The organism is Telmatocola sphagniphila (assembly GCF_018398935.1).
In the GTDB taxonomy this organism is placed as follows: domain Bacteria; phylum Planctomycetota; class Planctomycetia; order Gemmatales; family Gemmataceae; genus Telmatocola; species Telmatocola sphagniphila.
The window spans coordinates 5,121,102-5,134,034 of the sequence record NZ_CP074694.1; the positions used below are offsets into that span (position 1 = coordinate 5,121,102).

Here is a 12,933-nt window from a genome sequence, read left to right on the forward strand (position 1 = left end):
ACAGCCCTTAAGTTCTAAATTTCGAGGCCGAGTCACTGGTCGAACATCTCGAAACTTCGGGGACTGTACCCGAAAATTCGAATCAAGTCCGCCCCAACATGATAGTCCATTCCTACTTGTTCTAGAAGAGGAATCAACCACTCGGAGTGGTCAATAATCTTTTCCTGAGGAGGTAGCCGATGCACTCGAAGCTTTTGCAAATAACCTATATCGAACCATTCAACAGATAAGAATGGGAATGGCAAATGATAAAACCATCCCACGTCCCAGTCTGATATGGGTCCATCGATGCATTTGAAGCGATAGCTAGGTCGCCAGTCAGTTCGAGATCGAATGGCATTAATAAACTCGTCCCACTTCGTGTCGTTCGCTAATCCAATTAGGCCACGCTCCGATATTATTCGCCGTAATTTTTCACGCTCGTCGGAATTGTAGCTGACGAAAGGATTTCTTGGAGTTGATTTCGCATTGGGTAAATCGCTTGGAGTCATTTCCAATTCTCAATGCTCGATAAGGAGGCAGAAAGCAAAACATGATCTTCTCTGTGGCTGTCCATCCAATTTTTTAGCGATCAGATGTCAAACGGTGATTTCATTTTACCGCATTCCCAATTCATAGATAGCCTCTTGCTGCTAATTTTCATCGCGTTTCAACCAGGTCAGCTCTGGCAAATCCGGCATGGTACGCTTCGTATTATCTTTTAGCAGAAGTTCTTTAAGCGCGACGCACATCCATTCCAGGCGTTCGGGTTGCAGTAGCGAGCCGAATTGAATTTTGCGTTCCGATCTCAATTCAATAAATCGATTAGCTTTAGTTTCTCCATCCGATTGCCAAGTTTTCGTGCCAAAGGTTACGTCATTCACTTGCGAAGCTTTAAAGCGCTTTTTCCACAAGAGGAAGCTGAATCCTGTAGCAGCGTATGAATCAAATTCGTCGATAACTACTACGACCTTTCCGATGATGTTCATCAAGGCGATGGTGAGAACTGATATCCCAGCGATCACGAATGGAACGAGAAATAAGCAGAGGAATAAGGTCATTCCCAGGTCCATCGGAGCGCCATTCATTTCCGGTTTGCCGCCGTTCTCTTTCGGGGCTGGGAACCATTCCGGAAGCGGGCCTATCAAATTGCTGTAAAGCCCGGCGAGGGCAATCATCAAAAATATTGAAAGAAAGCCATTCCAGAACAGCGCGAAGCCGGCAAAAAACAAAAATTTGGGGATCGATTTCAACGAGCCGCGCACGACGACTCGCTCCCCCTCGGCTACGATTGAACAGCCAGACGGTGGTTGAACGAGAGTTTCCTGAATTGTGCGGCCGCTGTGATTCAGCATCGAAAGCTTTGTCAGTCCTCCGCAAGCGGGGCAAAGGGCAAATCCTTCCTGGATGTTGATATCTTGCGCCGAGATGAGACTGTCACAATTTGGGCAACGCTGCATGGCAAACCTCTTCGATAAGCGTTTTAGGTTCCAGAGAAACTGCTAACTCTCTACCCTTGAATATACAATTCCAGTGGGCGGTTGGGGAAACTGTAACTGATTCGTCTGGGAGGCACTGGCTATCTGCCAGTGCGTGAAAGCTCAGGCCTCAGAAAAGGCTTTGATCCTCATTCAGTGGCTATGTTGAACCAGGAATTCGAGGGTTACAAAGTTTGAGTGAGGTGGTTATCGGAAATACGCACTGGCAGATAGCGAGTGTCACCCAAAACCAGACAAAATAACGAGTTAGGACAAACGAGAGGGGCTGGCCGCGCCGCCCGTCGCGACTTGCTCATGTACAATTTCGGAATCTATATACAGAACATTGTAAAAACGAGATCGATGACTGAGGCATGCCACATGCAGAATCCAAGAGAAGGGCGGAAAATTGTCCTCACTCGGGACATCGACGGCCGCACCGAACTGGTCGAGTGGATCCGGCATGCCGACACCGTGTGGATTGTAAGCGATGGTCAGGAGAGAACGATCGGTCCGGAGGCGCGGCGACAGGAATGGGCCGACCTGGAGTCGCAGGGCTTCGTCGAGATATTCCCCACGGACCAGCCAAAGATTGCCGCCGAAAAGGAACGCGTCTTAGTTTTGATCCGAAGCGCATTCCAGGGGGTTTCGCTTGGTGAAGGCGTCGGACTGCTCCAAGGTCAAGGTCTCGATGACTATGCCGACAAGCTCACGCTAGCTGCGTATCGTGCGCAAGATGAGAAGCAGGACTGGTCGGCGATTCCCGTTGCAGAGCTCAACCGATGTCACAGTAGTCTATCCTTCTTCGACGCGGCTGGAATGCGGTTTCATCTGCCGGCGTATTTAGTCGCCGAGCTGGAAGGCAGTTTGCAGAGTATCGACGTTGTGTACTATTTGGTTCATATCTCGCGAGGCGGCGCATCGCAGTTCGAGACGTTGTCTCCAGCCCAGCGCGAAGCCGTGCGTGCGTTCTTATTGCTGCAACTTTCCGACGCCCATCGGGAGTTCGATCAACCGATGATCCAAGCATCGTTGAAAAATTATTGGAAAGCAGACACCGTGTCATGAACTACTGGAAGGAGTTGACCCAGTCGCAGCCTCCAACCGCGGCCGCATTGGGGCTGGTTGGCAATGGCATCTGCCCGTGAACGAAAGATTAGTCATCTGAAAAGGCTTCGATCCTCATCCAGTTGAGTGAGGTAGTTATCTGGAATATGCACTGGCAAATAGCCATTGCCACGCAAGATCAATCAGGATAAATAGTTAGGACAAGCGGGAGTAGCTGACTGCTGGCACCTGCCGATTACTAAATTTCGGACGACGTCCTTTCCACCCGCACATTCCTCACCGCAAACCAACCACTCAAAATCACCATCGAAAAACTCCGCAGCGGTTCGACCACCCACAGTGCCACGGCCTTCATCTCATGCTGCACACAAAGATCCTTGATGTTCAGCCAGGCCGTTTCGGGAATGCACCAGAATAGAACCATCGTAGTCACCAGCCGCGTGGAAATCGGCTTCTGTGCAGTGACCGCTATTGCCAGCGGGAGAAGCAAGAACGCCAGGTAATGATCCCAGGACACCGGCGAGCAAAGAGGGATCAGGCTGACACTCAAACCAAAAAGATAATCCACTTTCAATGCTTCTGACTCGGGTCCCGTCGGAGTCTTGCGCCGAGCTAGCAGCATCAGCGTCAGCCCGATGCAGACGCCCATTCCCATCCAAATCTTCTTCGCCAGATTATCGTCGGTCTCCCCGAAAAATCGGCCACCGCGAGCGAGATAACCCAACAGCGACAGATTCGAGGGATAGCTGTCGTATTCCTCGATCACTCCCGCGGCCGTCTCGCGGTACTTGGAAAAATCTCCGTCCACGGCCAGAACCACTACGAGAAGAGTGGTCAGCAAAGCGGTAAGCATGCTCACCAGAAAACCGCGCGGCCAGCGCACCAGAAAGACGACGAGCAGAATCGCCGGAATGAATTTGAAGGAAATGGCCAATCCCAGGGCCAGACCCGCAAATGCCACTCTCTGATGCCGGGCCAAAAACCACGACACGGTCAGTAAGCCGCCTAGCATCAGATCGGTCTGGCCATTGCGAATCACGGTCACTACGGGGCCCGACCCCAGCGTGGCCGCAATCAGAGTGATCGTCGGCCAGGTGCCCCAGTCGGGTTTCAAGGTTCGCAGCAGTAAAAAGAGAGTGATGGACCAGGCCAATAATGCAATCGCCGCGATAGCGGCCTGCGTTCCCAATACGCCGAGCAGTTTCACCAGACCGGCCACGAACATCGTCATAAAAGGCGGATGGGCTTGCACCCAATGCTGATGAAGCGTCAGTTCCTTGGCGTGATCGGCATATTGGCCGACCGTCCAGCCGACCGGTAACGTGCGGCGTTCCCCTTCTTCGCGAAGTGTGCGGTCCATGCACTCGGCCATGTTGTCGGGGTACATAGATCGACCGGCCAGATATTCCTGGGCCGAAACGATGTCCTGCATGATATCGCGGGGAGCGGTATAAGCCCGGAATAGACCGATGCCCTGATTCAGAAGCGAACCCAAAATCACCAGCACGGCCACCGGCTTCCAGCCCCACCAGCTGCGGCTCGGTAAGCCGCCGCGCAATGCCAGCAACCAGGCGACCAGAGCCACCCAGAATGTCGAGTTATAAACTCCAAACTCGATGAGGAAGGTTTTCATCTAAACAGCTTAGTATCCCGCTGTTCAGAATCAGTACTTAGACGGATGGACAATTCGAAAAAAAGTCATCTCAGCTCAGGCGAGTAAAAAAGTCAGCACCAGGAATAAAGGGATTAATACGCCGAAGGAATAGGCCATGTAGCCGAGAAAGCTGGGCATGGAGTAACCGGAATGCTCGGCGATCGACTTCACCATGAAATTGGGTCCATTGCCGATATAGGTGAGCGCGCCCATGAAAACCGCCCCGCAACTGATGCTGCTGAGAATGTTGGGTTTGTTGGTCATCAGCCAGCCGAGATCGTGGCCGTTGGACGCCAGCGTTCCCATGGTGACGTAGGTCGGGGCATTATCCAGAAACGAGGACAATAATCCGGTTAGCCAGAGATACTGCCAGCCCTTGTCGATCTGAATGCGATCGCCGTACTTATCGAGCAGTGCCAGGGCCGGGACCATGGTGATAAAGATCCCGATGAACAGCACGGCGACCTCGACAATTGGCACCCAGGAGAAATCATTCTGATGGCGCAAACCTTTGGGAGTACCCATCAGCGAAATACCCGCCAGTATCAGCATCAGAATTTCACCGAAGGGCTTTTGTAGCGTCAGGTCTCCCACGCCGATCAGTGCTCCCAGCTTGGCACCGACAACGGGCGATTGCAGAATCACCGCCAGCAGCACGCCGAACAATAAGGGCGCATTCACACCCCAGCCGCGCAACTTGATGGGTTCCTGGATCGCTTCATCCATCCGAATAGCTTGTCGGGATTCCTTGCGATAGGCGACAATGTCCCAGACATAGAAGATGGCCAGAATCGCCAGATTCACCAGCAACCAGTAGGGCCAGAGGCTGAGAGTCCAGAAGAAATCGACACCCTTGAGAAAGCCCAAAAACAGCGGTGGATCGCCGAGCGGGGTTAACAGACCACCGGTGTTGCTGACCAGGAAAATGAAGAAGATCGGCAGATGCGTTTTGTGATCTCGTTCCGAATTAATTCGTAACAGCGGCCGGATCAGAATCATGCTCGCGCCGGTCGTGCCGATGAAATTTGCCAGCACGGCACCGAGTGCGAGTAGGGCCACGTTGGTCCGCGGTTTCGCTTCAATATCCCCGAAGACGACGATACCTCCCGAGATGGTGTACAGGCTGAAAAGCAGGATAATGAAGGAGGCGTATTCTTCAAGTTCATGCAACAACCGATGAACACTCTCCCCACCCGAGGCTTCGTTAATCGCCAGCAGATAGATGACGACGGGTAAAGCGAGCAATCCGGAAACGATCGCTTTATTGCGGTTGGAATGCCACCAATGCTCGGCTACCAGGGGCAGCACGGCGATGCAGAGCAAAATCAAGGCGAAAGGCGCGGCCGCGAGGGCGGCTACATCCAGATTATGAGCCTCGGCTGCCCCCCAAAGAACTGACATAGTTCCGACATTACTCATGTGGGAAAATCTCTTCCTGAAATCGCCCGGGTTTCCGGGCCGGAGCGGGCCTATTCACATCCAACTGCGAGAGCTATCCTATGAACAAATTCCGGCCCGCAGGTTAACGAACTCAGTACCAATAGTGCTGGTCTGGAACTTCCTGAGGGTTACAAGTTCGTAAATAGTGAAAGCATAATAACTTACATTTCTCATATTTAATAAAATATATTTTATATTAGTCTAATTTTTGGTTTAGATTACGACTAGTCCAGAATCACGTATTGAGGAATTTTTGGGGATCGTGACCCTGCGGAAGGAATTTTAGACCATGAATAGGCGCCCTGCGTTTACCCTGATTGAGTTACTGGTAGTGATTGCCATCATCGCCATCTTGATCGGTTTATTACTACCCGCCGTGCAGAAAGTGCGCGAAGCCGCCGCTCGGATGAGCTGTCAGAACAATCTGAAGCAGATCGGATTGGCCATGCTCAATTACGAGTCGGCCATTGGCGGCTTACCTCCTCGTCGAAATACTGTGGTCGGTACGCAGCGAGGCTGGGGACCGGCCATTCTTTCTTACGTCGAACAAGCGTCTCTCAGCGGCAATTACCGGTTGGATAAAAATTTCTACGCACCGGAGAACGCCGACAATATCATCGTCCCGCTTAAGCTGTTTGTTTGCCCCTCGGGTCCCGGACCAAGAACATTGAATGTCACTCAGGGAGGAATTACCGCGATAGGAGCCGCCGGGGATTATTTCGGCCCGAACAGCTTCTCCTCGAAGCTTTACGGAGTGCAGTCTCTAAGCGGCGATAATACGGTCACCGCCATGAACGACAACGTCAACCGGAAGCTGACCGCTATCACGGATGGGTTATCCAATACGCTGCTGGTGACCGAGCAAGCCGGTCGCCCCGATTTCTACATTCGGAGTGTCAAACAGGCTTCCAACACATCCATGAGCAATTATGCCTGGTGGGGCCCTTGGGCCTCCTACCAGGTTTTCGCGTTCTGGCAATTCGGTTCCGATGGCATTACCAAGGACGGCAGCGGCGGCCCGTGCACGATCAATTGCAACAACAGTCAGGGGGTTTACGCCTTTCACACGGGCGGGGCCAACGCCGTTTATGCGGATGGTTCCGTGCACTTCATGAGACAGGGAATGAGCCCTTCCACCCTGTTCGCTCTGGTGACCATCAACGGCGGCGAAATTCTAGGCGATGATGCTTACTGATCCTCCGCTTTCACCCATCTCCACACTTGAGGAATTTATTGAGATGTCAACAGTTTCTCCTCCGGCCGCGACCGCGGTGGTCTCAGCCGAGCATTTGACCAAGAGATTTCATCAGGGGGATTCGGTCGTCGAAGCCATCAAAGATGTTTCCCTGAAAATCGAGGACGGAGAATTCGTCGCTCTCATGGGAGCGAGTGGTTCGGGCAAAAGCACCTTCCTACACGTGATGGCCGGGCTTACTCGCCCCGATGAAGGAACTCTGACAATAGCGGATACCGATCTCAGCCGGTTATCCGATTCCCGGCTGACGCATTTTCGCCGACGCAAAATCGGTCTGGTTTTTCAAGCATTTAACCTCATTCCCACACTCACGGCGGAAGAGAATATCACACTTCCCTTGCTGACCGATGGCCGCAGCGAGCAGATCGAAGACAGACTCGAACCGCTATTGGATCGCCTCGGCCTGATGGCCCGCCGACACCACCGGCCCGATGCGCTCAGCGGCGGCGAGCAACAGCGCGTGGCCATTGCGCGGTCTTTGATAACTCAACCGGCGCTGATTCTAGCCGATGAACCGACGGGCAGTCTCGATTCGGTGAACGGCCAGAACATTTGCCGACTCTTGCGGGAACTCTCCGAAGAGCAACGTCGAACGATTGTCGTCGTCACCCACGAGCCGAGTGTGGCGGTGTGGGCCAGCCGGATTGTGGTCATGAAGGATGGCCGGATTCTCACCGAGTTTCGGGCCAGCGACTTCCAGGATGCGCAGTCTCTGGCGATCCATTATCAGAACGTGATAAAGTCCGCAATCCCCGCCTGAGGAAGCGAACATGCTGCTCGCCGAATTTCAAATCGTTCTCAAGTTGGTGCGGGAGCAGGCTCGCTATCGGCCCGGCCGCGTTCTGTTAACCAGCCTTTCGACCATCGCGGCGGCCTGCATCGTGGTGTGGGTGGTCAGCGGTTACGATTCTTTGGTTGCTCAGTTCGGCAATATGGGCGGCGAGTACGTCGGTCGGTACGAGATGCTGTTGCTTCCCAAACGCAACGAAGAAGGGGCCCAGCAATTCGCTCGGGGCAATCAATTATCTCAGGAATTTCTCCAGAGCATTCAACAGGATACCGACGTGGCTCTCGCCGAGCCGGTGTTTGAAATCGCCGCGGCCGTAACTAAATCGGGCGCAGCACCAGTACCAAGAAAAGAGATTCCATCGACTGGCGATGCTACGAGCCCGGGCGGAAAATCTTCCGGCCCCCGCATCATGGGCGGCATGGAGCAGCTCCGTTCACAAAGCAAAGCGCCGACTCTAGTGGCAACCGACTCGGCCGAACCGCTGCACACCCTAGTGGAAGGGCGCTGGCTCGATCCGAAGCCAATCGAAAGCCCAGAAGGAGTACTCACCCGCGATTCCGCCGAATTTCTCGGCGTTCGACTGGGGGAAGCCGTCGCCGTGGCCACGATCGGGACCAAGTCTGCCGATGTGAAAGTGAAAATCGTCGGGATCGTCGAACAACCGAAGCGATTACCCGGCCCGAAATTCATGGTCGGTTTGCCACCGACGCGAGCCGGGGCACTCCTCGGTGGTCCCGCCAGTAATGCCTTGTATGTAAACCGGTCTTTAGTTCAGAAAATCATGGGAGCTGCGCCTCGAATCAGTTACATCGGCCTGGTTCTGAAACCGGGAGTGAATGCGGACGATTTTCTGACCAAGTGGACCGACCGATTCGTCAATTCTTTTCCTCCGGTGGAAGTGCGGACAGCCGCGAGAGTGGATAACGAAGTTTCGCAAAGCACCACATTCGAAACCGTTCGCACGCAGGCTTACTCGGCGACGGCCATTTCTCTGCTAGCGGCGCTTTTCATCATTTTCACAACACTCAGTATGGGTGTCGACGAGCGAATCCGCCAGTTCGCCATCCTGCGGGCGGTGGCTTTCACGAAATGGCAGATCGCCGTCCTGATTGCTCTGGAAAGCCTCTTTCTGGGAATCCTCGGCTGGGTGGGAGGCCTGCTCGCCGGCTGGGGTCTGCTGAAGATCATGGCTCAGATTCGACCACAATCCCTGTACGAAGGAGCCTCTCTCGGAACCTGGTGCATTGTTCTATCGGGCGTCTGTGCGCTCGGTGGCTCGCTGGCCGCCGCCATTCTCCCGGCCTGGCGGGCAACACGGGTGAATCCCTTGGAGGCCATGGCTCCCCGGCGACCGATCCACTCCGGCCGGCTTCCGCTTCTGATGACAATCAGCGGTTTACTCTTAATTGCCATTAATCCGCTGGTAATCTTTGTGATTCCCATGCAGGATACGTCGCGCTATGCCATCGCGGCGGCCATCGGTTACACGACTCAAATCATCGGCTTCGTGTGCCTGGCTCCGCTAGCTATTATTTTCACCGAACGTTTACTCGGTCCGCTTCTGGCTCGATTGCTGCGCTTGAATCGTCGTTTACTGGCCACGCAGCTTTCCTCCAACATGTGGCGAACGGCCGGCACTACCGTGACTCTAACCATAGGCCTCGGTCTGTTTGTCGCTACCCAGACCTGGGGCTATTCCATGTTAGCCCCCTTCACACCCGGCGAGTGGGCTCCCGATCTGCTCGTTTATATTTCCCGGGGGGGCGTTCCCGATTCGGAGATCGACGCCGTGCGAAACGTACCGGGAGTGATTCCCGAAAAGTTTCTGCCGCTGGCCGTCAAGCAGGTGAAGTTCGCGGAGGATATCACCGGTTTCAAAATTCGCCCCTCGGCCACCCGGCAGGACACGTGCGTGATGGTCGGCGTGGATCCCGATCTCGCACTCGGTGGCGAACATCCGCTCTTTCCATTTCAATTCGTCGAAGGGTCTCCCTCGGAAGCGATTCAGAAATTGAAGCAGGGCCGTTATTGTCTGGTGCCCGATCATTTCACCCGAGAATCGGGCTTGGGGGTGGGACAGAAGTTTGCCGTCCTGACCTCCGAGGACCGGGGACAGACCGTGGAATACGTGATAGCGGGCGTTGTCTCCATGCCCGGCTGGCACTGGTTATCCAAAACCGGTTTCCGGCGCGGCCGGGCGGCCGGACTGATGTTCGGCAACTTCGATACAGTGCGGGCCGATTTCAAGACCGGTCCGACCACAATGTTCTGGGGAAATACCAATGGCAAGGCCTCGAACGAACAAATCAAGGCGTCGATTCAAGCGATCGTCGATCGCCGATCGATGGAAAATCCGAAAGCGATCCCGAGTCCGACCACGACTCGAGCTGGTACCCCGCGCCGCGATCTTTCCAAAACTTCCGTGACTCTGCAAACGGCCCAGGAAGAGCGCGATGAGGTACGCGACCGCGCCGACAAGATTATCTGGGCTCTCAGTGAGCTTCCTCTAGTTACTCTGCTGGTAACCTCCTTGGGTTTAATCAACACCGTTCTGTCTTCCATTCGAGCCCGCCGTTGGGATCTGGGGGTGTTGCGGGCATTAGGTGTAACGCGCTTCGGTTTGTTTCGGTTAATAGTCGCGGAATCGATTTTGATAGGAGTGGTGGCGATATTGCTGAGCCTGGGTTTCGGTACGCTGGCCGGGTATTGCGGCACGGGGGTAACGCGTTATGTGAATATTCGCGGCGGACAGTATACGCCGATGGTGATTCCGTGGGCTCAATTAGCGGAGGGTTTTGCGATTGCGCTTTCACTCTGTTTGCTGGCAGCGATTTGGCCCGCGTTTAGAACGGGCCGAACGGAGCCCTTGCGGTTGTTGCAGGCTGGCCGCGCCGCAGGGTGAGGGGTGAGTAGCTCAGATTCGCGGATAGATTTTTAGGTTTTAATCAAGGATGAGTGATTTCGATTTGAGCTCGAAATTTTAAGATCGTTCCATCGATAAAAAGGTTTAGTCATCCCATCCGGAACTCACCGGCAGGCCGTTTTTGAAAATTACCCAATAACCCACGTACTCATCGGCGGGGTGTCGAAAGTCAATTTGAAACGATGAGTCGCCATACAGCCAAAGTCCACAAGGTTCCACATCTCCAGGTTCAAGTTTTATCCACGATTTACCATCATTTTGAGCCAAAAAATACTTTCGCGCATGCTGAGTTAGAATTTCCAAATTTTTAAATAGGTCTAATACTTGCTCTGCATGATCTTGTGTCGGTGGACCTTCAACACTTTCGATTGTCAATAACAGATCATCTTTTTCGCCATCCCAGAAGCGGTTATCCGCAGACGAAAAATCGCCTAATCTGGGAACGGTGCAAAAAACTCTACGAGCCTCTCTTCGTCGGTGATCCCGGAAGCTCTTAGTAATCGTGACAATAAGATATGCGATCATCGAAAGGGGTATCAGTACTAGTCCTTAAAACAGCGTAGTTTTTTGGGGAATTGTTTCGATTTATCGAAGAAAGCTCGAAATCCTTTTTGTTTTCTGCGGTTTGTGTAAGTAACCGCTTAACAAATCGACAGTCGCAAAAAGGAGTTTCGAGTGAATGTTATTTTCGGACGTTGGTTTCAAAAATGCAAGAGTCGAATCGAACGTCGCCTGGCTAAGCGAGAGGCCGCGATGACCTTCGCTCCTTCTTTCGACGCCTCCAACATTCATTACGAAGTCTCCGAACGCGTGGGGGCGATCAGTTGCGGAGGCCTCGGGGCCATGCACCTTCTGGCCCGGCGTATCGGACTGATCGACGACATCGACGAGAAGCTGCATCTGCTCCAATTTCAAAGGCCTTACTCGGAATCGGACCACGTGTTGGCCATCGCTTACAATTCCCTTTGCGGGGGTACCTGCCTGCAAGACATGGAACTGCGTCGCACGGACGAAAACTTTCTCAACGCCTTGGGCACTCAGCGTTTTCCCGACCCGACTACTTCGGGCGACTTTTGTCGACGCTTCGATAGTGGCAGCATCCAGGCTTTGATCGACGCTTTCAACCAGACCCGTTTACGCGTCTGGTCGAAGCAACCCGATTCCTTTTGGGAATGCGCGAAGATCGACGCCGACGGCAGCTTTACCCAAACGCGTGGCGAGCGTAAAGCGGGGATGGACATCAACTATAACAGAGACTGGTGTTACCACCCCCTGGCGGTGACCCTGGCCAACACCGGTGAGACGCTGAGCATCGTCAACCGTCCCGGCAATCGCCCTTCGCACGAAGGGGCCGCGGTCGAACTCGACCGGGCTCTTTTGCTGTGCCTTCAAGCGGGCTTTCGCAGGATCGTCTTTCGCGGCGACACCGATTTCTCGCAGACCACTCGCCTCGACGGCTGGGATGCCAACGCCAAGGTACGCTTTTATTTCGGCTACGATTCGAAGCAAAACCTCGAAGCAATCGCGGAAAAACTGCCGGAAGCGGCTTGGCACAAGCTCGAGCTGTCCCGCGCAATACTCGGCGAAAGCGAAGTTGCGACACCGACGGGAAAACACCAAGGAGCGGATCGTCCAAGAGCGGGAATTCGTAAATGTGAAGTTGATCTCCGAAGCGGTGGCCGAGTTCGAGTACCAACCGACCGCTTGCCGAAGGGCGTATCGCCTGGTGGTGATTCGCAAGAATCTTTCCGTGGAAAAAGGCGAATCCGTTCTGTATCCGGACGAACGCTATTTCTTCTACATCACCAACGACCGGGAGTGCACGGCCGCCGAAGTCGTCTACGAAGCCAACGATCGCTGCAATCAGGAAAATCTGATAGCGCAGCTCAAGGGCGGTTGCCGGGCCTTGCACGCGCCGCTGCACGATCTGGAAAGCAATTGGGCGTACATGGTGATGGCCTCCCTGGCCTGGAACTTGAAAGCCTGGTGGGCCTTGACGTTGCCGGAAACTCCTGGTCGCTGGCGGGAAAAGCATCGGGACCAGAAGCAGTCGGTTTTGAAAATGGAATTCAAAACCTTCCTCAATGCTTTCATGCTTCTGCCTTGTCAGATCGTCCGGAAGGCCGGCCGCATCGTCTATCGATTGCTCGGCTGGAACCCGCACTTGCCAATCTTCTTCCGACTACTGAAAGCACTGAGGTGCTGATCGTTCGACCGACTGAAGTCGGGATCCGGATGTCCCGATCCGATAAAACGCCGAGAGCTATTCGCGGAAAGGAAGAATGTTTGAAAAATAGAAGTATGCGTTCGGCCGAGCGAAAAGCTCCGGCGTGGGGGACTCATCGA

General features: G+C 53.9%; 9 protein-coding genes and 1 pseudogene. 5 read left to right on the forward strand and 5 right to left on the reverse strand.

Features of this window, described 5'->3' with window-relative positions:
- Positions 1-32: 32 nt before the first annotated feature.
- Together KIH39_RS27250 and KIH39_RS20540 are read right to left on the reverse strand one after the other, a co-directional pair.
- A complete protein-coding gene (locus KIH39_RS27250) occupies positions 33-491 on the reverse strand; it encodes a DUF6678 family protein (protein WP_390623673.1) in 459 nt (152 codons plus the stop codon).
- 141 nt (positions 492-632) lie between these two features.
- Positions 633-1,439, reverse strand: a complete 807-nt coding sequence (locus KIH39_RS20540; protein WP_213495094.1) for a hypothetical protein — start codon at positions 1,437-1,439, stop codon at positions 633-635.
- 399 nt (positions 1,440-1,838) lie between these two features.
- Between KIH39_RS20540 and KIH39_RS20545 the strand changes: the two genes are divergently transcribed.
- Positions 1,839-2,525: a DUF6714 family protein gene (locus KIH39_RS20545; protein ID WP_213495095.1), complete on the forward strand. Its 687-nt coding sequence runs from the start codon at positions 1,839-1,841 to the stop codon at positions 2,523-2,525.
- A gap of 238 nt (positions 2,526-2,763) precedes the next feature.
- Here the strand turns inward: KIH39_RS20545 and KIH39_RS20550 are convergent, their stop codons facing one another.
- Together KIH39_RS20550 and KIH39_RS20555 are read right to left on the reverse strand one after the other, a co-directional pair.
- On the reverse strand, positions 2,764-4,158 hold the full coding sequence (locus KIH39_RS20550; RefSeq protein WP_213495096.1) for a glycosyltransferase family 87 protein: 1,395 nt from the start codon (positions 4,156-4,158) through the stop codon (positions 2,764-2,766).
- 75 nt (positions 4,159-4,233) lie between these two features.
- Positions 4,234-5,580, reverse strand: a complete 1,347-nt coding sequence (locus tag KIH39_RS20555; protein WP_213495097.1) for a sodium:proton antiporter — start codon at positions 5,578-5,580, stop codon at positions 4,234-4,236.
- A 328-nt stretch (positions 5,581-5,908) separates the two neighbouring features.
- Here KIH39_RS20555 and KIH39_RS20560 point away from each other — a divergent pair, with 328 nt between their 5' ends.
- The 3 genes from KIH39_RS20560 to KIH39_RS20570 are packed head-to-tail and all read left to right on the forward strand — an operon-like array spanning position 5,909 to position 10,566.
- Positions 5,909-6,814 carry a DUF1559 domain-containing protein gene (locus KIH39_RS20560; protein WP_213495098.1) on the forward strand — a complete coding sequence of 302 codons (906 nt, stop codon included), beginning with the start codon at positions 5,909-5,911 and terminating at the stop codon, positions 6,812-6,814.
- Positions 6,815-6,857: 43 nt separating this feature from the next.
- Positions 6,858-7,634 carry an ABC transporter ATP-binding protein gene (locus KIH39_RS20565; RefSeq protein ID WP_213495099.1) on the forward strand — a complete coding sequence of 259 codons (777 nt, stop codon included), beginning with the start codon at positions 6,858-6,860 and terminating at the stop codon, positions 7,632-7,634.
- 10 nt (positions 7,635-7,644) lie between these two features.
- Positions 7,645-10,566, forward strand: coding sequence for an ABC transporter permease (locus tag KIH39_RS20570; protein WP_213495100.1), 2,922 nt, complete (start codon positions 7,645-7,647; stop codon positions 10,564-10,566).
- A gap of 105 nt (positions 10,567-10,671) precedes the next feature.
- Here KIH39_RS20570 and KIH39_RS20575 read toward each other — a convergent pair whose 3' ends face one another.
- On the reverse strand, positions 10,672-11,112 hold the full coding sequence (locus KIH39_RS20575; protein WP_213495101.1) for a hypothetical protein: 441 nt from the start codon (positions 11,110-11,112) through the stop codon (positions 10,672-10,674).
- Positions 11,113-11,262: 150 nt separating this feature from the next.
- Between KIH39_RS20575 and KIH39_RS20580 the strand changes: the two are divergent.
- A pseudogene (locus tag KIH39_RS20580) lies at positions 11,263-12,793 on the forward strand (IS1380 family transposase).
- Positions 12,794-12,933: the final 140 nt, after the last annotated feature.